Origin of the sequence: Paenibacillus mangrovi, from assembly GCF_022898935.1 — a bacterium.
Taxonomy (GTDB): Bacteria; Bacillota; Bacilli; order Paenibacillales; family Paenibacillaceae; genus Paenibacillus_AQ; species Paenibacillus_AQ mangrovi.
The window spans coordinates 19358-43336 of the sequence record NZ_JALIRP010000008.1 but is presented as its reverse complement, the minus strand read 5'-3'; the positions used below and the strand labels follow the sequence as shown (position 1 = coordinate 43336).

General features: G+C 50.3%; 22 protein-coding genes and 1 other annotated feature. All 22 genes read left to right on the top strand.

Annotation, left to right across the window (positions count from 1 at the left end; genetic code table 11):
* The first annotated feature begins 54 nt into the window (after nucleotides 1-54).
* The 22 genes from speD to minC all read left to right on the top strand — a co-directional run bounded on the left by speD (nucleotide 55) and on the right by minC (nucleotide 23976).
* Nucleotides 55-453 carry an adenosylmethionine decarboxylase gene (speD, locus tag MUG84_RS18995; protein ID WP_244727709.1) on the top strand — a complete coding sequence of 133 codons (399 nt, stop codon included), beginning with the start codon at nucleotides 55-57 and terminating at the stop codon, nucleotides 451-453.
* A 138-nt stretch (nucleotides 454-591) separates the two neighbouring features.
* Nucleotides 592-1116, top strand: coding sequence for a hypothetical protein (locus tag MUG84_RS18990; protein WP_244727707.1), 525 nt, complete (start codon nucleotides 592-594; stop codon nucleotides 1114-1116).
* Between the two features lie 237 nt (nucleotides 1117-1353).
* A complete protein-coding gene (gene hemA / locus MUG84_RS18985; protein WP_244727705.1) occupies nucleotides 1354-2748 on the top strand; it encodes a glutamyl-tRNA reductase in 1395 nt (464 codons plus the stop codon).
* Nucleotides 2749-2769: 21 nt separating this feature from the next.
* On the top strand, nucleotides 2770-3591 hold the full coding sequence (gene ccsA / locus MUG84_RS18980) for a cytochrome c biogenesis protein CcsA (RefSeq protein ID WP_244727703.1): 822 nt from the start codon (nucleotides 2770-2772) through the stop codon (nucleotides 3589-3591).
* A 7-nt stretch (nucleotides 3592-3598) separates the two neighbouring features.
* On the top strand, nucleotides 3599-4246 hold the full coding sequence (locus tag MUG84_RS18975) for a precorrin-2 dehydrogenase/sirohydrochlorin ferrochelatase family protein (protein WP_280521419.1): 648 nt from the start codon (nucleotides 3599-3601) through the stop codon (nucleotides 4244-4246).
* A gap of 2 nt (nucleotides 4247-4248) precedes the next feature.
* Nucleotides 4249-5205 (top strand): hydroxymethylbilane synthase, encoded by a 957-nt coding sequence (gene hemC, locus MUG84_RS18970; RefSeq protein ID WP_244727698.1) that lies wholly within the window; start codon nucleotides 4249-4251, stop codon nucleotides 5203-5205.
* Nucleotides 5206-5217: 12 nt separating this feature from the next.
* Nucleotides 5218-6771, top strand: a complete 1554-nt coding sequence (gene cobA, locus MUG84_RS18965) for a uroporphyrinogen-III C-methyltransferase (RefSeq protein ID WP_244727696.1) — start codon at nucleotides 5218-5220, stop codon at nucleotides 6769-6771.
* 44 nt (nucleotides 6772-6815) lie between these two features.
* Nucleotides 6816-7817 (top strand): porphobilinogen synthase, encoded by a 1002-nt coding sequence (gene hemB / locus MUG84_RS18960; RefSeq protein WP_244727693.1) that lies wholly within the window; start codon nucleotides 6816-6818, stop codon nucleotides 7815-7817.
* Between the two features lie 25 nt (nucleotides 7818-7842).
* Nucleotides 7843-9141, top strand: coding sequence for a glutamate-1-semialdehyde 2,1-aminomutase (gene hemL / locus MUG84_RS18955; protein ID WP_280521409.1), 1299 nt, complete (start codon nucleotides 7843-7845; stop codon nucleotides 9139-9141).
* Nucleotides 9138-10040, top strand: coding sequence for an RluA family pseudouridine synthase (locus MUG84_RS18950; RefSeq protein ID WP_244727691.1), 903 nt, complete (start codon nucleotides 9138-9140; stop codon nucleotides 10038-10040). The genes hemL and MUG84_RS18950 overlap by 4 nt, the downstream gene beginning before the upstream one ends.
* A 151-nt stretch (nucleotides 10041-10191) precedes the next feature.
* Nucleotides 10192-11496 (top strand): LysM peptidoglycan-binding domain-containing protein, encoded by a 1305-nt coding sequence (locus MUG84_RS18945; protein ID WP_244727689.1) that lies wholly within the window; start codon nucleotides 10192-10194, stop codon nucleotides 11494-11496.
* A gap of 198 nt (nucleotides 11497-11694) precedes the next feature.
* Nucleotides 11695-11978: a binding site (T-box leader), on the top strand.
* Between the two features lie 63 nt (nucleotides 11979-12041).
* Nucleotides 12042-14708, top strand: a complete 2667-nt coding sequence (locus tag MUG84_RS18940) for a valine--tRNA ligase (protein ID WP_244727686.1) — start codon at nucleotides 12042-12044, stop codon at nucleotides 14706-14708.
* Nucleotides 14709-14796: 88 nt separating this feature from the next.
* A complete protein-coding gene (locus MUG84_RS18935; RefSeq protein WP_244727684.1) occupies nucleotides 14797-16167 on the top strand; it encodes a bifunctional folylpolyglutamate synthase/dihydrofolate synthase in 1371 nt (456 codons plus the stop codon).
* A 4-nt stretch (nucleotides 16168-16171) separates the two neighbouring features.
* Nucleotides 16172-17536: a UDP-N-acetylmuramate--L-alanine ligase gene (murC, locus tag MUG84_RS18930; RefSeq protein WP_244728226.1), complete on the top strand. Its 1365-nt coding sequence runs from the start codon at nucleotides 16172-16174 to the stop codon at nucleotides 17534-17536.
* A 192-nt stretch (nucleotides 17537-17728) separates the two neighbouring features.
* Entirely contained in the window at nucleotides 17729-18982 is a 1254-nt protein-coding gene (locus tag MUG84_RS27530) for an SPOR domain-containing protein (RefSeq protein WP_244727681.1), read from the top strand.
* A 121-nt stretch (nucleotides 18983-19103) separates the two neighbouring features.
* A complete protein-coding gene (locus tag MUG84_RS18920; protein ID WP_244727679.1) occupies nucleotides 19104-19346 on the top strand; it encodes a DUF4321 domain-containing protein in 243 nt (80 codons plus the stop codon).
* A gap of 25 nt (nucleotides 19347-19371) precedes the next feature.
* Complete coding sequence (locus tag MUG84_RS18915; RefSeq protein WP_244727677.1) at nucleotides 19372-19974, top strand: Maf family protein; 603 nt, start codon at nucleotides 19372-19374, stop codon at nucleotides 19972-19974.
* A 40-nt stretch (nucleotides 19975-20014) separates the two neighbouring features.
* On the top strand, nucleotides 20015-20704 hold the full coding sequence (gene radC, locus MUG84_RS18910; RefSeq protein ID WP_244727675.1) for a RadC family protein: 690 nt from the start codon (nucleotides 20015-20017) through the stop codon (nucleotides 20702-20704).
* Nucleotides 20705-20743: 39 nt separating this feature from the next.
* Entirely contained in the window at nucleotides 20744-21778 is a 1035-nt protein-coding gene (locus MUG84_RS18905) for a rod shape-determining protein (RefSeq protein WP_244727672.1), read from the top strand.
* 61 nt (nucleotides 21779-21839) lie between these two features.
* A complete protein-coding gene (gene mreC / locus MUG84_RS18900) occupies nucleotides 21840-22712 on the top strand; it encodes a rod shape-determining protein MreC (RefSeq protein ID WP_244727670.1) in 873 nt (290 codons plus the stop codon).
* Complete coding sequence (gene mreD, locus MUG84_RS18895) at nucleotides 22712-23242, top strand: rod shape-determining protein MreD (RefSeq protein ID WP_244727668.1); 531 nt, start codon at nucleotides 22712-22714, stop codon at nucleotides 23240-23242. The genes mreC and mreD overlap by 1 nt, the downstream gene beginning before the upstream one ends.
* 77 nt (nucleotides 23243-23319) lie before the next feature.
* Nucleotides 23320-23976, top strand: a complete 657-nt coding sequence (minC, locus tag MUG84_RS18890; protein WP_244727666.1) for a septum site-determining protein MinC — start codon at nucleotides 23320-23322, stop codon at nucleotides 23974-23976.
* Nucleotides 23977-23979: the final 3 nt, after the last annotated feature.

The following is a 23979-nucleotide window of genomic DNA, read 5'->3' as shown; positions in this document are numbered from 1 at the left end:
CCTAGCGGATGAAATTTTCAAACATTTTATTCCTAGGAAGGGGGAAACCGGAAGATGGAATATTCAACTTTCGGAAGACACGTTGCTGTTGATACTTGGGGAGTCGACTTCGATATGCTGAACGACGCGGAATTTTTGCAGGCTCATATGGTTGAAGCTGCTGAAGCATGCGGTGCAACAGTGATGTCAGTACAATCCAAGCAGTTTGAACCTCAAGGAGCGACAGTGCTTGTTTTACTGTCAGAAAGTCACCTCTCGATTCATACGTACCCCGAGAGAGGATTTGCTGCGATTGATTGCTACACCTGTGGCGAAACAGTCGATCCACAACTAGCAATTGATTACCTGGTATCCGTTTTGAAGCCAGAAAAAACGTATGCGAAAAAGCTTGTACGCGGTTTGGGCGAGTTGAAGGTGGAAACACCGGAAATGAAACAGGTCGAGCTGGTATAAAGGCTGGGCGCACTTAATACTGATAATGAATCATAACCATGGAGATCCGTCTCCATGGTTATTTGTTTTATGGAGGTCCCATATACTGTAGGTATGGAACAAGCTCGTGAACGAAGCTTTGGGGGGCCAAGATGATCGATGAGAAGACGTAAATCAAGAGATATCCTATTTTTATGCCTGATTGCGCTGCTATTTGCGATTCTTGTGTACCAGGGGTACCGGATGATGCTACCGCAGAAGGGACATGCGGATGCGGAGCAAATGCTGTATGAGGTGTCTCTTTTTCAGATGCAGGTGCTGAATACCTCACTGATGGATGCGGCACACAGTGGCAATACCAGTGATCTCAATGCGCTGAAGCTGGCGGCTTATTCGGCTGCGTATACCCATGACCGGCTGGTGAATTCAGTAGGCGGTGATAAGCTGTACCCGTTTCCGGCGATTGGGGGTCTAGTAGATGTCATCACGTCTTGGCAGATCGGAGGGAACCGTCCGCTCAGCGAATCAGAGAAGGAGCTTCTCGGTTCATACAGCGAACTCTTTTCCGGAGCGGTTCAGTCTTACCAGCAGTTGCTTAGTGAGAGCGGGCATGTGATATCCTCCCAAAATGATGAGCTTGAAAAAACAGGCAAGCAGCTTGCCGCACTGATGAAAGGGAAATAGATTTATAAGTATAAAGTTTTGAAGTTTATGGCAGGATAATAAAATACTCCTGAGGGAGTGTATGTCTCCTTTTGTCCAATCGGTGTATTTTCAAAAACATTTCATAAAATGATTCAGAGAGGCTGGACAACTGTGATATAATTAACATAGTGAAAATGAATATTATCTCAAGCCAAAAAAGATATCCTGAATTGGATCTTTTTTTTTGAAATGAACCTTAGGCAGGTGAACATATAAATGCACATCGTCGTTGTCGGTTTGAACTATCGTACAGCGCCTGTAGAAGTAAGGGAACGGTTTACGTTTGAACAAAATGAACTGCCGGAAGCGCTCAGCCAGCTCATGCAAACGAAAAGCGTGATGGAAGGCGTCATTGTGGCAACATGCAATCGTACGGAGATTTATGTTGTGGTGGACCATCTGCATATGTGCGGATATTTTATCCGCAGCTTTATGGAGAAGTGGTTTGACATTCCCCGCGAGGAATTTACCCAGCATTTATATATATATGAAGATGAGCAGGCGATCTCACACTTGTTTCGCGTTGCCTGCGGCCTGGATTCCATGGTGATTGGAGAAACGCAAATTCTGGGCCAGGTTCGTACCGCATTTTTGCAAAGCCAGCAGGAAAAGGCGACCGGAACATGGTTCAATATGCTGTTTAAGCAAGCGGTTACGCTTGGCAAGAGAGCGCACTCTGAAACATCGATTGGTGAAAGTGCCGTTTCCGTCAGCTATGCAGCCGTGGAGCTGGGCAAACGGATTTTTGGCATGTTTGATGACAAGAAGGTGCTGATTCTCGGTGCCGGGAAAATGAGTGAGCTTACTGTGAAACACTTGTATGCGAACGGCGCGGAAGAGGTGATCGTGGCCAACCGTACGCTCGCACGCGCGGAAGAATTGGCAAGTAAATTCCAGGGGACATCTTGTACCATGGATCAAGCCATGGAGCGTCTGCATGAAGTGGATATTTTGATCAGCTCCACCGGGGCCAAGGATTACGTATTGAACCGTACCCAGGTTAGCGAAAATATGAAGAAGCGCCAATCAAGACCTCTGTTTATAATCGATATTGCCGTTCCGCGTGATATTGATCCGAGTATCGCCGAATTGAACAATGTCTTCTTGTATGATATTGATGATCTAGAAGGAATTGTGGAGAGTAATCTGGAGATGCGCAGAGCCGAGGCGGCCAAAATCGAAGTGATGATTCAGGAAGAGATGGATGAGTTCCGCCTTTGGCTGAGAACGCTGGGTGTCAGACCCGCTATTCGCGCACTGCAGGAAAAGTCCTCGCACATTCATGAAGAAACGCTGCAAAGCTTGTTCAACAAGCTGCCGGAGCTGGACGAGCATCAGCGAAAAGTAATCCGCCGCCTGACCAAGAGCATTGTGAACCAGATGATGCACGACCCAATCAACCAGATCAAAGAGCTTTCGGCAGGCAAAAACGGAAACGAGGCGCTGGAGTATTTCACGCAGATTTTTGCACTCGAAAAAGATTTGAATGAAGCCGGGCAGGACAAAAGCAAAGTGAAATCGTCCGGTTCAGCCCAAAAAGAACTCAGCAGAGAGAAGCATGAAAACAAACCGTTCGCCATTAAAGGTTCGCTGACACCAGCAGGCCTATAAGGCTGTTTAGGGGGAGTGGACATGCTCACTGGAATTTATGATGCCGGTATTTATATCTATGCCCTGAGCCTTCTGTTTTTTATCTCGGATTGCATTCGACGCAATCGGGGCGCGAAGCGGATGGGTACAGGGCTTCTTGCTTTAGTCGGTGTTTTACAGGCAGGCGCCCTAATTATTAGGGCTGTGGAAGAACAGACGCTTCCGATCTTTACGACTTTTGATTTTCTGCTATTGCTATCATTCAGTCTTGTGGTTGCATCGCTCATTATCAATTTGCTACAGCGGGCTGAATTTGCTGTTTTGCTGCTGGGTATTATCGGATTTTGCGTTATGGTATTAAACAGGATATGGTTTACTCCGGGAATCAATCCGCTTAAACACTGGGAGACGGTCCACGGTCTGCTTGTTCTGCATATCACACTCGCTAACCTCAGCTTTGTCATCTATACGGTTGCCGCGGTGTTCGCGGTCATGTATCTTTTCCTTCACCGAAAATTGAAAGGAAAGAAGTGGACGGACACGGTAAGACGGCTGCCAAGCCTGGAAATGCTGGATAGTTATGCTTATTCGCTTGCTTTGATCGGAACGCCGATACTGACCGTATCCTTTATTGTGGCGGCTTTGTCCGTCATTTCAGAAGGAAGGCTGAATCTGCTGCTGGATTTGAAGGTTCTGGCCACGTTCGCAGGACTCGGCTTTTATTATTTTTATCTGTTCAAAAAGCGCTCGCATCAGTATTCCGGGTCGTTTATGGCCAAATGGATTTTGGCTGGCTACGTTTTTAACATTATTATTTTTGTGCTGAATACGTGGTCTGATTTTCACCATTGGAGCGGGGAGTGACGACTTGATGCCTACCTATGTGCCTATCATGTTGGATTGTGAGAATAGAGTCTGTGTGATGATTGGCGGGGGGCAGGTGGCTGAGAGAAAGGTTAAGGAGCTGCTTGCCGGATCGCCGCTCGTGACCGTCATTAGCCCAACAGCAACACCGGCTCTCCGGCAATACCACGAACAGGGCAAGCTGAAATGGGTGCCCCGCGAATACGCTGAAGGGGATCTTGAAGGAGCGTTTATGGTTCACGCTGCCGCTAACGACCCTGAGGTGAACAAGTCCGTGTCGGCAGAAGCCAAGGCAAGGGGGATACTTGCCAATGTGGCGGATCATCCGGATCTCGGTAGTTTTATACATCCCAGCGTTCTCCGGCGGGGGCGGCTGCTGATAGCCGTCTCTACCTCGGGAGCAGGTCCTCTCGCTGCGAGAACGATTCGAAAGAAGCTGGAAAATGATTTTGGAACGGAATATGAGGAATATCTCGATGCTTTATACTTCATGCGAAAAATGATCCAGGAACAGGTTAGCAACTCGGCAGCCCGGCAAAAATTGTTAAGGAAGGCAAGCAGTCCGGGAGTGCTGGAACCGCCGAGCCAGGGGGAGTTCAGACCCTGGAGTCCGGAGGAAATCAAGCAATGGATCAACGACAATCAGGAGGAATAAGAATGCGGACAATTGTAGTTGGCAGCAGACAAAGTGCGCTGGCATTGACTCAGACGGGTCAGGTCATTGACGACTTGAAAAGGCTTTGCAAGGAGCATGATTTTGATTTTGATTTCGAAGTGAAGAAAATCGTCACAAAAGGCGACCGTATATTGGATGTGACGCTCTCCAAAGTAGGTGGCAAGGGATTATTCGTCAAAGAAATTGAGCAGGCCATGATGGACGGCGAGATTGATATGGCGGTACATAGCATGAAGGACATGCCGTCCGTACTACCTGATGGTTTGGTGAACGGAGCAGTGCCACGCCGCGTGGATCCTCGCGATTGCCTGATTACACTTGAAGGGAAAAGCATTGATGATTTGCCGCAGGGAGCCAAGGTGGGAACAAGCAGTCTCCGCCGTTCCAGCCAGCTGAAGGCTTACCGTCCTGACCTTACGCTTGAGCCAGTTCGCGGCAATATCGATTCCCGTCTGAAGAAGCTGGAAACGGAAGGGTATCAAGCGATTCTGCTGGCTGCGGCAGGACTTTACCGGATGGGCTGGGAAGATAAAATTACTGCCTATATTCCGGTTGAAACCTGCCTTCCTGCAGTAGGTCAAGGAGCGCTCGGGATCGAATGCCGCGAAGACGACGCCGAACTTCTAAAGCTATTATCTTTATATAATGATAAGGAGTCTGAGTTGACAGTTGCTGCGGAACGCAAATTCCTGGGAGTTCTGAACGGCGGCTGCCAGGTTCCAATCGGAGCGCATGCCGTCCTGATTGAGGCGCCGGAGGGATATTCCCTTGCCGGGCAAAAGGTTATACAATTAACAGGAATGGTTGGTTCTCCGGAAGGGGATGTCATCCTTAAGGAAACGCTACTCGGTACGGATCCGGTTAAGCTCGGGGAAGAAGTCGCCCGGAAGCTGATCGAACGGGGAGCGGAGAAGATTCTCGAACAAGTCAGAGAATAAGGGGATGTGGAGATGGCGGGAAAAGTATATCTGGTTGGTGCAGGCCCAGGCCACGCCAAGTTAATTACTGTGAAAGGTCTGGAATGTCTGCAAAAAGCGGATGTGGTTGTCTATGATCGTCTGGCCGCTCCTCAGCTTCTTGGGGCAGTAAAGCCGGGTACCCGAAAAATATATGTTGGCAAGCTGCCGGATCGTCACACGATGAAGCAGGAAGAGATCAATCAGCTTCTCGTCGACCTGGCTCTGGAAGGCCATACGGTTGTACGTTTAAAAGGCGGCGATCCTACCATTTTCGGGCGGGTTGGAGAAGAAGCCGGATTGCTTAGAAGAAATGGGATTGCTTACGAGATTGTCCCCGGAGTAACGGCCGCCATCAGCGTTCCGGCGTATGCTGGCATTCCTGTCACCCATCGGGAAATTGCTTCGTCCCTGTCGATTATTACAGGGCATGAAAGCCCAGACAAGCTAGACCACATGATTGATTGGGAGAGAGTTACGAATGCAACGGGTACGCTTATTTTTATGATGGGTGTATCCAAAATCGGATATATTGCGGATCAGCTTATGCAGCATGGTCGTCCAGACCATACGCCGGTCGCCCTTGTGCGCTGGGGAACGCGCGCTGAGCAGGACACATTAACGGGGACCCTGGCGGATATTGAGCAGCGTGTACTTGCTGCAAACTTCCAGCCTCCTGCTGTCATTGTTGTCGGTAATGTGGTGCTCCAGCGGGAGCAGCTGAAGTGGGCGGAGTCTCTCCCTCTCTTCGGTCAACGGATTCTGGTTACCCGCACCAGGACGCAGGCCTCTGAGCTGGTCAACCGCATCGATGAGCTGGGCGGTGAGTCGTATGAATTTCCGGTCATTGAAACGGTGTATCCGCAGGATAAGGATGACCTGAAGCGGATTCAAGAATCTTTGGACCGGCTGGAAATCTATGACTGGGTGTTCTTTACCAGCGTCAATGGAGTCGAATATTTTTACCGGCATCTGGCCGAGCAAGGCCAGGATATCCGGCGTTTGAACCGGGCTAAGATTGCCGCTGTCGGACCGGCAACGGCTGAAGCTCTGAAGTTGCGGGGTATTGTTCCGGTCGAACTTCCTGGCCGCTTTCAGGCTGAAGGGCTGATAGAAACACTGGAGAGTCAGCTGGAGCCTGGCCAAAAAGTGCTGCTGCCGCGTGGTGACCTGGCACGTACCTGGCTGCCTGAAAAGCTGGAGGAAATGGGCCTCGAAGTCACGGCTGTAGATACCTATCAGACGGTGATAAGCCAGGAGGAAGATCACGAGCTGATCAGGCTGCTTGAGGAAGGTGCCATTCATGTTATTACCTTTACGAGTTCCTCAACGGTAACGCATTTGATCGAGAAGCTGAAGCGGATGGGTGTACACGATCCGGTGCAGCTGCTCAGTAGAACAGAGGCTGCATGCATCGGGGAAGTGACGGCTAAGACCGCACGCGAAGCCGGACTGCATGTGAGTGTGGTTGCTGAACAGTCCACGATCGAAGGGCTGATGGATTCGCTTTGTTCTTATATAAATCATCAACATCGACAAGTGAAATAAAGATAACATCATTTCGAAATGAAGCAGCACAGGAGGTTATAAATATGAGTTTTCCAATTGTAAGACATCGCCGTTTGCGCCAGTCCGCAGGCATGCGCAATATGGTGCGTGAAACCGTACTTAACGTAAATGATTTGATTATGCCGATTTTTGTAACCTATGGACAAGGCGTCAAAAATGAAATTTCCTCGATGCCGGGGATCTATCATTTTTCGCTTGATACCCTAAAAGCTGAAGTGGACGAAATCGTGGCACTCGGCATCCCGGCCGTGCTGCTCTTCGGTATTCCCGAAACGAAAGACAGCGTGGGTACGTCCGCTTTTGTGGAAGGCGGTATCGTTCAGGAAGCAACCCGCCTGATCAAGGGCTGGTACCCTGATCTGCTCGTTGTGGCCGACACCTGCCTCTGCGAATTTACCGACCACGGCCATTGCGGCATGGTTCATACCTTCGAAGTAGACGGCCACATTCACGGCGATGTCATGAATGACGAATCGCTCGAACTGCTCACCAAAACAGCTGTATCCCAGGCCAAGGCGGGAGCGGATATTATTGCGCCTTCCAATATGATGGACGGATTCGTACAGGCGATCCGTACGGGCCTCGATGAAGCTGGATTTGCGCATGTGCCGATCATGTCCTATTCGGTTAAATATGCTTCTGCGTTCTACGGTCCGTTCCGTGAAGCAGCGGATTCGGCACCGCAGTTTGGCGACCGCAAAACCTATCAAATGGATCCTGCGAATGCGCGCGAAGCGCTGCGTGAGGCGGAAAGCGACGTCCTTGAAGGCGCGGATATGCTGATGGTCAAACCGGCTCTAGCGTATATGGACATTATTCGGACCCTGAAGGATCAATTTGATCTACCGCTGGTTGCTTATAACGTAAGTGGTGAATATTCCATGGTGAAGGCTGCTGCGATGCAGGGCTGGATCAGCGAGAAGGCGATTGTACAGGAAATGCTGACCGGCATGAAACGCGCCGGAGCGGACATCATCATCACGTATTTTGCTAAAGACGTCGCCCGCTGGATGCAGGAGCGCTAAAATAAATGAAACGGAAGTGACTTTCATGAGTATGTCTGGAAAGCGTAAAGAAGAGGTTTCCCGCAGTGCGTTTGAAGAAGCCAAGCATTATCTTCCCGGTGGGGTGAACAGCCCTGTACGGGCTTTTAAATCGGTTGGCCTGACGCCGATTTATGTAGATCATGCCAAGGGCTCGCGGATTTATGATATTGACGGCAACAGCTTCATCGATTATATCGGCTCCTGGGGTCCTCTCATCATGGGGCATGCCCATCCGGAAGTCATCTCGGCCATTCAGGAAACCGCAGCAAGAGGCACGAGCTTCGGCGCTCCGACGTTGATCGAAACGGAAATGGCCAAGCTGGTTTGTGAACGGGTTCCTTCAATCGATGTGGTTCGGATGGTAAACTCCGGTACGGAAGCCACGATGAGTGCGATCCGTCTCGCGCGCGGGTACACGGGCCGGGACAAAATTTTGAAATTTGAAGGCTCCTATCACGGACATGGGGACAGCCTGCTGATCAAAGCGGGTTCAGGCGTAGCCACGCTGGGTCTGCCTGACAGCCCTGGTGTACCGGAGAGTGTTGCGTCGAATACCATTACCGTGGCATACAACGATCTGGAATCAGTCAAGGTGGCCTTTGATCGTTTCGGCGAGGAGATTGCCTGCGTTATTGTTGAACCTATTGCCGGCAATATGGGCGTAGTTCCTCCGCTTCCAGGCTTCCTGCAGGGACTGCGTGATATTACCACACGTTACGGCAGTCTGCTCATTTTTGACGAGGTTATGACAGGCTTCCGTGTTAACATCAACTGTGCACAGGGTCTTTTCGGTATTACACCTGACCTGACCTGCCTGGGCAAAGTTATTGGAGGCGGGCTTCCTGTCGGTGCCTACGGCGGCAAACGCGAAATTATGGAGCAGGTGGCTCCATCCGGACCGATCTACCAGGCCGGAACGCTCAGTGGTAACCCGCTGGCCATGGTTGCCGGTTATACGACGCTTAAACTGCTGACGCCTGCGGTGTACGAGCAGCTCGAAGAGCGTGCTTCGCGCCTGGCTGCCGGCTTTGAGAAAAACGCCAAAGAGCTGGGTGTACCCGTAACCTTGAACCGTGTCGGCTCCATGGTTTGCCCTTTCTTCACGGAAGGACCTGTAGTGAACTATGATACGGCCAGAGCAAGCGATATTCAGCGCTTTATCAAATATTTTGCGAATCTGTTGGAAGAGGGCGTCAGCGTGGCTCCTTCCCAGTTCGAAGGGATGTTCGTGTCGGCTGCGCACAGTGTCGAGGATATTGACGCTACCATCGAAGCCAACTACAACGCCCTGAAAAACCTGTGAGAACCTGGACGCGCCGCGGCCAGTGGCTGGAACTGACTCCGGGGAAAAGCTTAAGCCTAGCTGAGGACCGGGATCAGGCGGCAGCAGCATGGCTGCTGGAGTCACTGGGCATGCCGGAAAAGCTCCTGAAACAGCTGCAGTCCAAAAAAGGAATGGAATGGAAAGGGGACCGGCTGCGGCTGGCCCTCTTTCCTGTTCAACAGCCGGGAATCGAACCGATGTGGCGGGAGCTGGAAATTTTGTACGAGGATGATTTTTGCCTGGTTGTGCATAAGCCAGCTGGCATGAACATCCATCCTGACGGGCGGAAAGGCGAAACGCAACCTACCCTTGATCATGCGGTCGCTGCGCATTTTCAGATGCAGGGAGAAGAAATTGCCGTACGTCATATCCACAGGCTGGATCAACATACGTCCGGACCTGTTCTTTATGCCAAAAATGACTGGGCTCAATTGAAGCTGGATGAAGATATGCGGCACAAACGCATTGCCCGCAGCTACGTCGCTTTTGTGCAGGGTAGGGTCTCAGCCGAGCTAAAGGTCATTGATCTGCCGATTGGCAAAGACCGCCATCACAAGCAGCGCAGACGCGTATCTACTACCGGACAGCACGCTGTTACGCATGTGCGTGTCGGTGAGGTGTATAAAAACGCCTCTCTGGTGCATTTGGAGCTGGAAACGGGCCGTACGCATCAGATCCGCGTCCATCTCAGTCATTTGGGTCATCCGCTGCTGGGGGATTCGCTTTACGGCGGCAGCATGTCTTTGATTGGAAGGCAGGCGCTGCATGGCGAAAGGCTGGATTTTTCCCATCCTTTCACGGGAGAGCGGATTGAAGTAGTTGATCCATGGCCCAGCGATCTGCAGGAGCTTCATAACAAGCTGAGCAAGAGAGAATAATATGTATAAAATATCGGCGCAAACCGCCGGATAGGTGCAAAACTGGAATGCCCTTATATTTGGAGCATATAGATAAAATGAGTAACGCTTTTTGGGGCTCATGCCGTGAGCAGACTCATGGTTAGAAATATGCCGAAAGGAGGACATTTCTGTGTTTGACCAGTCCTACGGTTTGCGCTTTGATATTTATGAACGGATTCATTTATCGGAAGATGTGTCCGGAATTGCCGAACTGGAAGAAATCGAGCTGCTGCCTCATATTCAGGTCATCAGCCAGGGGGAGCAGGTTGCGCTTCGTGGTCATCTAATGCTCAGCGGCTTGTACAGAAGCGACGGGGAGGAGGACGGTATACAGCGTCTCGAGCATTTTATTCCCGTAGAAATTACCGTGCCTACGAACCGTGTGTCTTCGCTTGACGAGATTGCCGTTGAAATTGAAAATTTCGACGTAGACCTTTTATCCAAGCGCAGCTTGAATATCACGGGTGTGCTCTCGCTTCGGGGAATCGAAACAGCGGTGAGCGACTCGGCTGCCGCCTGGAATGCTGATGAATTTACGGTTGTACATGCGTCAGACGATCCGGCGAATGATCCTGTGTTGACCGCTTTTTTGGAAGAGGAGGAGGGCCGTGCGGATGAGGCAGAGATCAGGGAAACGAGTGATGCGGCGTTTGCAGCGGGTAACGAGACGCCGGCATATGCATCGGAAGCCGTTTTCGTCCCTGAAAGCATTGAAGCCTCCGGCTTTTCGAATTTTCCGCCGCAGTTCGAATCGGCTCCAGAGCAGCGGACGAATGACGAGACGTCTGCAGCTGAAAAAGAAATTTCTCCCGGCGCGTTACATACGGACAAGGAATCCGCGGAACGCAGCGGGAACAAGGCGAACTCGAATGTATGGCATTTCGAACACGAAGACGAGTCGGAGCTGCTGCACCCGGAACAAACGGCCATTCAGGCGGACGAGGATCAGGCGACGGATATTTACCTGACTTCTGCTCAGCAGGAACCGGTCCACGAGCCAGTCTTTCCGTTCAGTGCTTTTCAGCAGGAATCCGTTCAACAGGAGGAAGCGGCGGATGACCGGGAAATGCGGGTCGCTCTTGGCAGCAAAAAAGAAGCGCAGGTTGATGAGAAGGAAGCCATCGGATTCTCCTCACTTCTGGCTTCGAGTCGTTCCCTGAAAGAGCAGGAACAGCAGGCTTTGTCGGAAGAGCCTAAGAAGGAGGAAGCGGGACGAGAAGTAGGCGGAAGCGATGAGATCCAGTGGCAAAATTTATTTCTCGGAAGCAGCACGGAGAAAACTCAATTCCGTAAAGTACGCTTATGCATTGTTCAGCGGGAAGAAACACTCGAGACGATCGCAAACCGGTACCAGCTCAGTGCCCGTGAAATTTTACTGCATAACCGGCTGGCTGATCAAACCGTTGAGGAAGGACAGATCCTTTACATTCCTTAAAATTGATATTTTGATAAACACAAGGAGCGCCCGGTGCGCGAAAAAGATCCGGGTGCTTTTTTGTGTTTGGCCCGAACCCCTGTTTAAGAATCATACATATGATAATAATAAATGCCAACAGGATACCGACTTAGATAGTCAAAACCCAAGTTATGTTGACTTAAGGCAACAACCAAGTTATGATAAGCATATATTTTGTCAAGAACGATGATCGGGAATAGTAGGTTGACATGCCCTTCAGAGAGTGGAATTGCTGCGCTGTGAGATTCCGCAGGATGCTATTTCATCCGAAGTCGCCCGGGAGTTGTCTGCTTGAGCCCGTTACTTGGGTTAGAGTATGACCGGCTGCAGCCGTTATCTGCATGAAGTGTCGCGTACATGAAAGCAGCTGCATTAAGGCTGCGAAAATGCCTATGATGTCTTTGCACAGGCATACGCGAAACAAAGGTGGTACCGCGAAAGAACAGCCTTTCGTCCTTTGAGGACGAAGGGCTTTTTTGTTTTTCCAAACAAAAAGATTGAGCTTGTGATGGAGGAATGCAAATATGGCAGAGCAGGACAACAAATTAACGACGGAGATGCCGACGACATACGATCCGAAGGCAGCCGAAGAAAAATGGTACAAATACTGGATTGAAGGCGAGTTTTTCAAAGCAGGGCAGCGCCAAGACGCCAAGCCTTATACGATTGTCATTCCGCCTCCTAACGTTACGGGGATGCTGCACATCGGGCACGCGCTCGACTTTACACTGCAGGATATCCTGATCCGAACCAAGCGCATGCAGGGTTATGACGCGCTTTGGCTTCCGGGCTCGGACCATGCGGGCATCGCCACTCAGACGAAGGTGGAGCAAAAACTGCGTGAGGAAGGCGTTACACGCTATGACCTGGGACGGGAGAAGTTCCTAGAAAAGGTATGGGAGTGGAAAGACAAATATGCGGAGACCATCCACGAGCAGTGGGCGAAAATGGGCTTCTCCTTGGATTACTCCAGAGAACGTTTTACACTGGATGAAGGTCTGTCCAAAGCCGTGCGCGAGGTATTTGTTAAGCTGCATGAAAAAGAGCTCATTTATCGCGGCAAACGCATCATCAACTGGGATCCGGCTGCCCGTACGGCGCTTTCGGATATTGAGGTTGAATATAAAGAGGTTCAAGGACACTTATATCACCTTTCCTATCCTCTTAAGGACGGCAGCGGGCATATTACGGTCGCAACGACACGTCCGGAAACCATGCTCGGGGATTCGGCTGTAGCCGTTCATCCGAAGGATGAGCGCTATAAGGACATGATCGGAAAAATGCTCGTTCTGCCGATTGTCGGCCGTGAAATTCCGATTATTGCCGATGAGTATGTTGACAAGGAATTCGGAAGCGGAGCTGTAAAAATTACACCTTCCCATGATCCGAACGACTTCGAAGTAGGTTTGCGTCATGACCTGCCGCAAATTACGGTGATGGATGAGACCGGCACAATGAATGAACTTGCCGGTAAATACCAGGGAATGGACCGCAGCGACTGCCGCAAGCAGATCGTTCAGGACCTCAAAGATCAAGGCGTCCTGATCAGAATCGAAGACCACCTTCACCAAGTTGGCCATAGTGAGCGTACAGGTGCTGTCGTAGAGCCTTACCTGTCCACGCAGTGGTTCGTTAAAATGCAGCCGCTCGCCGAAGCCGCCATTGAAGCGCAGAAATCTGGCAAAGGTGTAAACTTTGTGCCGGACCGTTTTGAAAAAACGTATCTCAACTGGATCGAAAACGTACGTGACTGGTGTATTTCCCGTCAGCTCTGGTGGGGACACCGTATCCCGGCCTGGTACTGCGAATCCTGCGGCGAGATTCATGTTGCCCATGAAGACGTAACGAAGTGCTCCAAGTGCGGCTCTACCTCGCTTCGTCAGGATGAGGACGTACTGGATACCTGGTTCAGCTCGGCGCTGTGGCCATTCTCGACTCTTGGCTGGCCTGACCAGACTGAAGATCTCAAGCGTTACTATCCAACAGATGTTCTGGTGACCGGATACGATATCATTTATTTCTGGGTAGCCCGCATGATCTTTACGGCACTTGAGTTTACCGGCGAGATTCCATTTAAGGACGTGCTAATGCATGGTCTGGTACGCGATCCGGAAGGCAAGAAGATGTCCAAGTCGCTTGGCAATGGCGTGGATCCGCTGGACGTTATTGAAAAATACGGTGCGGATGCCATGCGCTACATGATCTCGACCAGCAGCACGCCGGGACAGGATTTGCGTTTCCGCTGGGAACGCGTAGAGCAGGCCCGGAACTTTGCCAACAAGATCTGGAATGCATCGCGTTTTGCTTTGATGAATCTCCAGGGATTCACTTATGACGACATTGACATAAGCGGCGAACTCAGCACGGCTGACCGCTGGATTCTTCACCGTCTGAACGAAACTTCCCGCGACATTACGCGTCTAATAGATGCCTATGAATTTGGTGAGACCGGCCGCCTGCTGTACAACTTCATCTGGGATGACCTCTGCGACTGGTATATCGAATTCTCCAAACTGTCCCTTTACGGGGATGACGAAGCGGCAAAACATACGACGAAATCTGTGCTCTCCTACGTGCTTGACCGCACGCTGCGCATGATGCATCCGTTTATGCCGTTCATCTCCGAAGAGATCTGGCAACATCTTCCGCATCAAGGCGAGTCGATTACACTGGCCGCTTGGCCTGAGTATGACCCCGCTCTTGAGAATGCCGAGGCTGCGCGTGAGATGTCCCTGCTGATGGATGTCATCCGTGCCGTACGGAATATCCGTGCCGAAGTCAATGTACCGATGAGCAAAAAAATAGAGCTCATTCTGAAAGCCGGGGATGAGCAAATGCTTCAAATCGTGAACCGCAATGAGATTTATGTTCAGCGCTTCTGCAACACATCCAGCTTTGAAGCCGGTCTCGGGCTTGAGACTCCGGACAAAGCCATGACCGCGGTTGTGACTGGTGCCGAGCTGTATCTGCCGCTTGCGGGCCTGATCGATATCGACCAGGAAATCGCACGTCTTGAAAAAGAGCTGCAGAACCTAAGCAGCGAAGTCGAGCGCGTGGAGAAGAAGCTCAGCAACCAGGGTTTTGTATCCAAGGCACCGGCGAAGGTCATCGAAGAGGAGAAAGCGAAGATGGCTGACTACTCTGACAAGCGCAGCAAGGTCATTGCACGGATCGAGGAACTGAAGGGCTGATTGGCTGATTTACGGGGAACCGATTGACTGGGAGCATGGCGCTGCAATGCTTCCTGGATTAAATATATCTCAGAAGGTGAAATGGTAAATGGGAGATCAATTTGAAGCCTCTGCGTACCTGAACACATATACAGAAGCTGTAGACTGGATTAACGGGCTGATTCCTTTTGGAATCCGCCCGGGCATGTCAAGAATTGAGAAGATGATGGAGATACTCCAGAATCCTCATCGGCGCCTGAAGTTCATTCATATCGCGGGCACGAATGGCAAAGGCTCGACCTGCGCATTTTTGACCCGGGTTCTCTTGCAAAGCGGCTATACGGTGGGGACGTTCACGTCCCCTTACATCACCAAATTTACAAACCGGTTTCAGTATAATGGTGAGGATATCCCTGAGGAATCACTGTTGGCGCTTGCCAACAGACTGTATCCAATCGTACAAGAAATCGCCTCCACCGAGCTGGGATCGCCTACCATGTTTGAGGTTTCGACGGCGCTCGCCATTTTGTATTATGCAGAGGAGTGTGTGCCGGATATTGTCGTATGGGAGACTGGACTTGGGGGAAGGCTGGATGTTACCAATATTGTATTCCCGGTGGTGTCGATCATTACCAACGTCGGCATGGACCATACCGATGTTCTCGGTGATACCGTGGAGCAGATTGCTTTTGAAAAAGCGGGCATCATCAAATCAGGTGTGCCTGTCGTCAGCTGTGTGCAGCAGCCGGAAGCGACTCAGGTTCTGCGAAAAAAAGCGATGGAATGTAAGGCAACACTGTATTTGGCAGGCGAAAAATTCAAGTATGAGTATACGGGCGAGCATGGTCCGTACCAGTCCTTCCATTTCTCGGGGCCTTTCCGCGAGTATGATATTGAGATCGGTATGAAGGGCGAGCATCAGATTGCCAATGCGGCCGGGGCGCTGATGGCACTGGAAGTGCTTCGCCAATACATGGCTTTTGTCATGGATGAAGAAGATATTTTAAAAGGATTCCGCGATACGGTCTGGGCAGGACGCATGGAGGAAGTATCCTCTGCGCCGCGCATCGTGCTCGATGGAGCACATAATCCGGAGGGTGCCGAATCTTTGCGGAAAAGCATTGAGCGGCACTACCCGCATGAACGTTTAAATTTGATGATGGGAATGCTGTCGAATAAGCATCATGAAACCTATTTGAAGCATATACTTCCTATAGTGGATACGCTTATCCTGACCGAGCCGGACTTCCGGAAAAAAATGGACGCTGAAGCGCTGCATGAATTAGCAGAGGGGCTGAAGCATTCCTACGGCAAACCAGGTTTGCAGATCATCGTAGAACCGGATTGGAAAAACGCGCTAGAACTACTTAAGTCACGGACAGAAGCGGAGGATTTAGCGGTGGTATCTGGCACGCTTTACTTGATATCGGATGTGCGGGCCGCTCTGCTGGGTCAGACCGATTCTGAAAAAGGTTGGTGAAAATCTGTTGAATTCAGAACATGTTCATTTTATCGGTATTGGTGGCTACGGGATGAGCGCCATTGCACGAGTTATGCTGGAAATGGGATACAAGGTCACAGGTTCGGATGTGGCTTCTCAGGAATTAACGGAAAAGTTGGCTGCCAAGGGCGCTAAAATTTATATTGGACATACGGCGGAGCAGGTACATGGAGCCGATCTTGTCGTGTATTCGACGGCTTTGTCCAAAGACAATGTGGAACGGGTAGAGGCGGAACAGCTTAATATTCCGATCCTTCACCGTTCACAAATGCTTGCAAGACTGCTGAATGAGCGTAAAGGCGTAGCGGTTGCCGGTGCGCATGGGAAAACAACGACTTCCTCTATGATTGCTTTGGTCATGGAAGAATGCGGCGTCGATCCGACCTACATTATCGGCGGGGAAATCATGAACGTAGGTACGAACGCGAAGGCCGGAAAAGGGGATTTCGTTGTCGCTGAAGCAGATGAAAGCGATGGTTCGTTTCTACAGTATCATCCATGGCTTGGCATTGTGACCAACATTGAGGCCGATCACCTGGAAAACTATGACGGAGACTTCAATAAGCTGAAAGGCGCTTATGTCCAGTTTCTGAATCAGATCCGTGAAGACGGCACCGCCGTGGTTTGTGGAGATGATGCCAACATTCAGGCGATCATTCCGGGAATCCGCTGCCAGGTAGCCACATATGGCATTGATACGGATGCGGAATATACGGCAACCGATCTGGTGCTTGGTGACCGTCAAGTGTCTTTTACGATGAATCACAAGGGTACTCCGCTCGGAACGGTGGAATTGTCGGTGCCTGGACGCCATAACGTGTACAATGCGATGGCAACGGTAATTTCGTGCCTTAAAGCGGGGATCCCGTTTGAACAAATTGCCAAAGGCATCTCCAAGTTCCATGGTGCCAAGCGCCGCTTCCAGGTGTTGGGCGAAAAAAATGATATCCTGATCATCGACGATTACGCCCATCATCCAACGGAGATTGAAGCGACGATCAGCGCGGCCAAAGCGACAGGCAAACGGATTATCGCCGTATTCCAGCCGCAGCGCTATACCCGTACGTTCTTCCTGCTGGATGCCTTTAGCCGAGCTTTCGGCGAAGCCGACGAGGTCATCATCACGGATATTTATTCGCCTGCCGGAGAGAAGCAGATTGAAGGCGTACACTCCTCCAAGCTGGTTGAGCTGATCAAGCAGAACAGCAATGCCAGCGCAAGATATCTTCCAACCAAAGAAGATGTGCTGTCTGATCTGAAGCAAAGAATTCAGCCGGGTACGCTCGTCATCACGATGGGTGCTGGGGATATTTGGAAGGTTGGCTATCAGTTGGCGAAGGAGCTATAGGCCTGTAAGGCCCGTTGCTTACATAGGCTTGTGTCTGATTGTAGGGACTGTTTCAAACCGCGTATGCGGAATGGGACAGTCCTTTTTGTGTATTTTGCCTAATATCATTGGTTAGTTTCCTTCCATACCAGCATAACTTCGGACAATCTGTCATATATACTTTGTAATGAGACAAGGGTGAGGTGTATGACCGTGAACAAAGCGAGAATGACTTTCCGGTTCAATGAGGAAAGCTCCCATCAGCTTGAAGTTGTACAGGAAGAACAGAAAGCCGCCCCGCAAGCGCAAAAAGAGATCATCAGAAAGGATTTTCTAGGACTGGAGCATCTGGACAGCAGCAATGCTCCTCGTCATGAACATATAGAGGAAACCGTTAAAAAGAACCGTGATCATCTGACCGTCATTCCGGGCCCGATGCAGGGCTGGTCCGATCCATTTAATAAAGACGATCCTTGGAGTGAAATACTGCCCGGACTGCAGCCATATCAGGAAGACGATGACATCCGGAATGATAGATATGAATATGATCTTGATCCCTATGACTCCGGTACTGGATTTATAGATCATTCAGAGGACTTCCGGAATCTTGCAGATTCGGTTTATCCTGAGCTGGGAGATTCGTCCTATCGCCCGCGGCGTCCCGCCTCATTGTGGAAGGTCATCGGTACCGTTACTGGAGCCATTGTGACCGGGGCTCTTTTTGGATTTGTCGTGCTTTCCTTTTTCAAGGATGGTTCCGGCGGTTCGGTGACGCCTGTGAATCCAGCGGCCCAAGGCGTGACTCAGGCACCAGTGGAGTTTAGCAAAACAGCTTCCGTGGCTGTACAGGTCCAGGGACAATCGTATTACATGCTTCAATACGGCGTGTTCAGCAGTAAAGAACGTGCGGAACTGGCCCGAAAAGAGCTGCAGCAATATGGCATTGCCGCAGGTCAGGACCCGGATCAGGAGAACAGGGTATATGCCGGCATGTCGACAGACCTTGAGCAGGCCAAGTTTCTAAGCAGCCAATTGAAGGCCCAGGGGCTTGAACTGTATGTCAGGGAGGTTATGCTGCCTGCGGCCAGCGAGATGAAATTTGGCGGGGAAGCAGGGACTATAAATGAATATTTTGCCGTGAGCTCCGAGCTTGTATCGAAGCTGAGCCAGCTATCTGCGGAGCTGCTCGGACAAGAAAATCCAGCGGGTCTGAGTACCGAAGACACCTCAGCTATAACTGATCTTCACAGCCGCTGGATGGAGGCGATGAAGTCGCTTCAGACTGGTCTTGGGCCTAGTGAGGAAGAGATGGGAACCCAAATGGAACAGACGATGAACAGCGCGGTATCCGCCATCACGGAATACAACCGGAATCACTCCAAAGGGCATTTGTGGGAAGTGCAATCCAGCATGATGCAGTACATCAAGCAGCAGAAGGAAATGATATCCAAATTGGAAAAAGTATAGATTGCTCATACCATCCGGTAAGGAACTGGTAATAGTTCCCCATACCGGATTTGTGTTTGTATTGGTGTCCAAATAACCGTATAATAATGTGGGTGTCAAATTATGGCGAGGGAAGAGAAGGATGAAAAAGAACGTAGGAATACTGCTCTTGTTTATACTGCTTGGTTGGCTGGCGGGTGCCTGGATCGCAAAGGCCCTGGAACCTGTACAAGCCCTTTCTTTTCTGACTGCATCAACACCGATCAAGTGGTCACCGCAAGCTAATTTGGACATAATCAGCTACGACATCACCATTCAAATGAAAATGAGCCTGCTAAGTTTGATCGGCATCATCGTCTCCGTGTGGCTGTATCGCAGGCTGTAACTACCGGGAAAAGGAGATCCTTTCATTGAAATCAAACCATTCACGCCGGATCGTACTGGCATCTACCTCACCCAGAAGGCAGGAGCTGATAGCTTCTCTACATATACCGTACGAGATCCATCCCAGCCATGCAGACGAACATACTCCGGACGACTGGACTCCACAGCAGATTGTCGAAGGCTTGGCGCATCGTAAAGCGCAGGCCGTGTATTCTCTAATTGCGGATCCGACGGAAAATGCGGTAATTGTCGGCAGCGACACGATCGTTGTCCTGAATCATCAGGTTCTTGGCAAGCCCGAGGATGACGCAGACGCTTTCCGCATGTTGAAATCCCTGCAAGGGAACACGCATCACGTATATACGGGAGTGGCATGTATTGATGCGGCAAGCGGCCAATCGCTCGTACGCCATCAATCGACGAAGGTGATGATGAAGGAGCTTTCGGATAAACAAATAGATGCTTACGTAAAAAGCGGCGAGCCCAGCGACAAAGCGGGCGCATACGGCATTCAAGGCCTTGGCGCCACTTTAGTGGAACGGATTGAGGGCTGTTATTTTACCGTCGTGGGACTTCCTGTTTCGCTTTTGTCCGACATGCTGTCGGAATTTGGAATAGACGTCCTGTAAGTGTGGATGAGATTTGAGTGAAGGGAAAGTAGGGGAACTTATGGAGCCGCAAACATATATGTTGCGCGACATCCCCCATCAGGAACGACCCAGAGAACGTATGCTGCAGTATGGGGCCGGCGCATTAAGCCATGCAGAGCTGCTGGCTATTTTACTTCGGACGGGAACGCGGAAGGAGTCCGCAATCCATCTGGCACAGCGCATATTGAAGCAAGTCGGCAGCATGCGCCGACTTGTGGATATGAGCATTCAGGAACTTATGGCCATCAAGGGAATCGGCAGCGCCAAAGCAGTCCAGCTAAAGGCAGGAATCGAGCTTGGACAGAGGCTGGCCCGCTCCCGGTTTGAAGATCCGGTAGTCATCCGCAGCCCGCGCGATGCTGCCGAGGTCCTTATGGAACAGCTGCGTTATCTGCAGAAAGAACATTTCGTTTGTTTATTTCTAAATACCAAAAATCACATTATTGCTCAAGAGACGCTTTCGATCGGCAGTCTGAACGCCTCCATAGTCCATCCGCGCGAGGTGTTTCGTGCAGCCATGAAGTGTAGCAGTGCATCTCTGGTCTGCGCGCATAACCATCCGAGCGGAGATCCAACTCCCAGCCCTGAAGATATTTCCTTGACTTCACGACTCAAAGAAGCGGGAGAAATCGTAGGGATTGAAGTGCTGGATCACCTGATTATCGGTGACGGGGAATTCGTCAGTTTGAAGGAGCAAGGCTTGATGTAATATAATAGTTAAGATTGACGAAGAAAGGGAGATTACAGCATGTTAGGAAGCTTCACGAAAGACTTGGGAATTGATTTGGGGACAGCGAATACGCTCGTTTATGTCCGTGGAAAAGGAATTGTTGTAAGAGAACCTTCTGTTGTTGCGATCCGTACGGATACGAAAAGCATTGAAGCTGTCGGTGAGTCTGCGAAGAAAATGATCGGACGCACGCCTGGCAACATCCGTGCCATACGTCCAATGAAAGACGGCGTTATCGCTGACTTCGACACGACGGCAACAATGATTAAATATTTTATCCGTCAGGCTCAAAAGCAGCGCTCGATGTTCCAGCGCCATCCGAATGTTATGGTTTGCGTGCCTTCCGGCATTACAGCCGTTGAACAGCGTGCGGTTGAAGATGCAACCAAGCAGGCCGGTGCTCGCGAAGCGTATACGATTGAAGAGCCGTTTGCAGCAGCAATTGGTGCTGATCTGCCGGTTTGGGAGCCTACGGGCAGCATGGTGGTAGACATCGGCGGAGGTACAACGGAAGTTGCCGTCATTTCTCTTGGCGGGATCGTAACCAGCCGCTCTGTACGTGTTGCCGGTGATGAAATGGATGAATCGATCATTCAGTACATCAAACGTCAGTATAATCTGATGATTGGGGAAAGAACATCGGAACAGCTTAAAATGGAGATCGGCTCTGCACTGCCGCTCGAGCAGGTGGAAACGAGTGAAATCCGTGGCCGTGACCTCGTTACAGGTCTTCCCAAAACCATTACCATTACTTCCGATGAGATCAGCGAAGCACTTTCTGATACCGTGACTGCAATTGTTGAAGCAGTGAAAGTCACGCTGGAGAAATGTCCTCCGGAGCTTGCTGCCGACATCATGGACCGTGGAATCGTGCTGACAGGCGGCGGAGCATTGCTGCGCAATCTGGACAAGCTGCTTGCCGAAGAGACAGGCATGCCTGTTATTGTTGCCGAGAACCCGCTAGACTGTGTTGCGATCGGTACGGGAAAGGCGCTTGAGAACATTCATCTTTTTAAATCCCGCAGCAGCTCGGCCGTGCGCTCCAAGCGCTAAGTCTGAACGTTTTGTGGGTCAACCCCTGATAATGGGAGAGAGAAATCAGTAGAGTTAGAGGGTGTTGAAACTGTTTAAGCTGCTTGGCAACAAACGCTTATTTGTGATTTTAATTGCCCTTGTCATGTTTATCGCGCTGATGGGTTTCACGCTCGGTCCGAGAGCCAATCTTTCCTGGCCCGAGAAGTTTCTCAGAGATACTGTCGGTTTCGTACAAAATATATTTTATAAGCCCGCTGGCTATGTAGCGGGCTTGTTTAAAGATATCGGCAACATGCGAGATATATACAAGGAGAACGAGCAATTGAAAATTGCGCTTGCCCAGTATACGCGGGAGAAGGCCAATTATAATTTCATGGAAGAGCAGAATAAGGATCTCCAAGAAGCGCTACATTTTACAGAGGCTCAGAAAGAAAAATATAATTATTCCTATCATATCGCTCAAGTGATCAGTGTAAATTCTGATCCCGTTAACCGCTCTTTGGTGATTGATCTGGGAGCACGCGATGGGGTTAAGGTAGGTCAATCCGTCATTTCCGTTAAGGGCATGGTCGGGGTGGTCAGCCATGTCAGCAACTTTACATCGACCGTAAAACTGATTACGTCCATGGATGCGAAAGACCCGAATTCCAACGGAATTGCCGTTACCGCCATGAACAACCATCAAACCTTCGGCATCGTTGAAAGCTATGATGAGGCGACACAGATGCTCATTATGACCCAGATTAAACAGGGTGACCCGATTAAAAAAGGTGACACCATTGTGTCTCTGGGAGATACAGATAAGTACCCTCGCGGCTTGATCATCGGTACGGTGGAAAGCGTTCAAGAGAGCCAATTCGGTAAGACATGGACGGCCATGATTAAGCCTGCAGCCGAATTCCAGGATTGGAAGCAGCTGTTTGTTGTCTTTACTCCGGAGGAACAGAAGTAATGATGATGCGCAAGCAAGTCCTACTTCTGCTGCTGTTTCTGTTGTTCATTCTGGAAGGAACGATCGTTCCATGGTTATTGCCCGGTTCTTGGCAAAATATCCTGACGCCCAATTTGGTATTTATCGTTTTGTTATTTGTATCGATATATCATAACCGTCATACGGCACTAGTCCTCGGCATTATTTTCGGCATGCTTCATGACGTGGTATTTTACGGCGACATGATCGGCGTTTATTCACTGGTCATGGGATTTACAACGTATATTATGGGATTTATTTTTCGTATTCCTCGTGCCCCTATGCCGCTCATGATGACGGTGGTCATTTTGGGCAGTCTGCTTTTTGACAGCATGTTGTATGCTATTTACCGTGTATTTTCGCTCACGCAGGTTTCCTATGACTGGAATCTGCTGCATCACATTCTACCTGATCTCGTTGTTCATTTTGTGTTCGGGCTCATTATTTATGTTCCTCTCCGGAAGCAGCTTGAGAAAATTGCAAGACGGGGGAAAAAAGAGAAGGCGGCGTAATCCTCACCGCCATTTTTCTTTTCCGGCAGGAACTTCGCCATCCGAAGTCGAAGTGTAATGAGATAGGGGGGACAGGCATGGCAGTTAAATCGAATCATGTCACGATCAAGGGCATCAAAGATGGCCTGGTATTCCTGCTTGACGATGAATGTGAGTACGATGAACTGTTGAGTGAGCTCCGGTACAAGCTGGAGCACAGCCATCAAAATATTTTAACCGGTCCGATCATACATGTGGATGTAAAGATGGGTTCAAGGCGGATTACGGAAGATCAAAAGCAAAGCATGCTCGACATTTTAAAACAAAAAGGGAACTTGCTTATCCGCTCTGTCGAATTTCCTGAACCGGAGCCTGAGCAGGCTCCTGCTTATACGATTATGAGTGGTATGGTACGCTCCGGACAAGTGCTGCACCATCATGGGGATTTGCTTTTTTTGGGAGATGTGAATCCGGGAGGCAGCATTCTGTGCACGGGTGACATTTATATACTGGGAGCTCTGCGGGGAATGGCGCATGCAGGGTTTGAAGGCAATGAGGAAGCGATCATCGCTGCATCCCATTTTGCCCCGACACAGCTTCGGATTGCCGAGCAAATCAGCCGTCCACCGGATGAGTGGGAAACGCGTGAAACCAGTATGGAATTCGCATTTTTGCAGAATGGAGCCATGCAAATCGACAAGATTAGCAACATTGTACGGATACGGCGTGATTTTAACGTGTTTAAAGGGGTGTAACAC

Coding starts and splice junctions, on each gene's coding strand:
- speD (WP_244727709.1), top strand. CDS start 55: ATGGAATATTCAACTTTCGGAAGACACGTTGCTGTTGATACTTGGGGA.
- MUG84_RS18990 (WP_244727707.1), top strand. CDS start 592: ATGAGAAGACGTAAATCAAGAGATATCCTATTTTTATGCCTGATTGCG.
- hemA (WP_244727705.1), top strand. CDS start 1,354: ATGCACATCGTCGTTGTCGGTTTGAACTATCGTACAGCGCCTGTAGAA.
- ccsA (WP_244727703.1), top strand. CDS start 2,770: ATGCTCACTGGAATTTATGATGCCGGTATTTATATCTATGCCCTGAGC.
- MUG84_RS18975 (WP_280521419.1), top strand. CDS start 3,599: ATGCCTACCTATGTGCCTATCATGTTGGATTGTGAGAATAGAGTCTGT.
- hemC (WP_244727698.1), top strand. CDS start 4,249: ATGCGGACAATTGTAGTTGGCAGCAGACAAAGTGCGCTGGCATTGACT.
- cobA (WP_244727696.1), top strand. CDS start 5,218: ATGGCGGGAAAAGTATATCTGGTTGGTGCAGGCCCAGGCCACGCCAAG.
- hemB (WP_244727693.1), top strand. CDS start 6,816: ATGAGTTTTCCAATTGTAAGACATCGCCGTTTGCGCCAGTCCGCAGGC.
- hemL (WP_280521409.1), top strand. CDS start 7,843: ATGAGTATGTCTGGAAAGCGTAAAGAAGAGGTTTCCCGCAGTGCGTTT.
- MUG84_RS18940 (WP_244727686.1), top strand. CDS start 12,042: ATGGCAGAGCAGGACAACAAATTAACGACGGAGATGCCGACGACATAC.
- MUG84_RS18935 (WP_244727684.1), top strand. CDS start 14,797: ATGGGAGATCAATTTGAAGCCTCTGCGTACCTGAACACATATACAGAA.
- MUG84_RS18920 (WP_244727679.1), top strand. CDS start 19,104: ATGAAAAAGAACGTAGGAATACTGCTCTTGTTTATACTGCTTGGTTGG.
- radC (WP_244727675.1), top strand. CDS start 20,015: ATGGAGCCGCAAACATATATGTTGCGCGACATCCCCCATCAGGAACGA.
- MUG84_RS18905 (WP_244727672.1), top strand. CDS start 20,744: ATGTTAGGAAGCTTCACGAAAGACTTGGGAATTGATTTGGGGACAGCG.
- mreD (WP_244727668.1), top strand. CDS start 22,712: ATGATGATGCGCAAGCAAGTCCTACTTCTGCTGCTGTTTCTGTTGTTC.
- minC (WP_244727666.1), top strand. CDS start 23,320: ATGGCAGTTAAATCGAATCATGTCACGATCAAGGGCATCAAAGATGGC.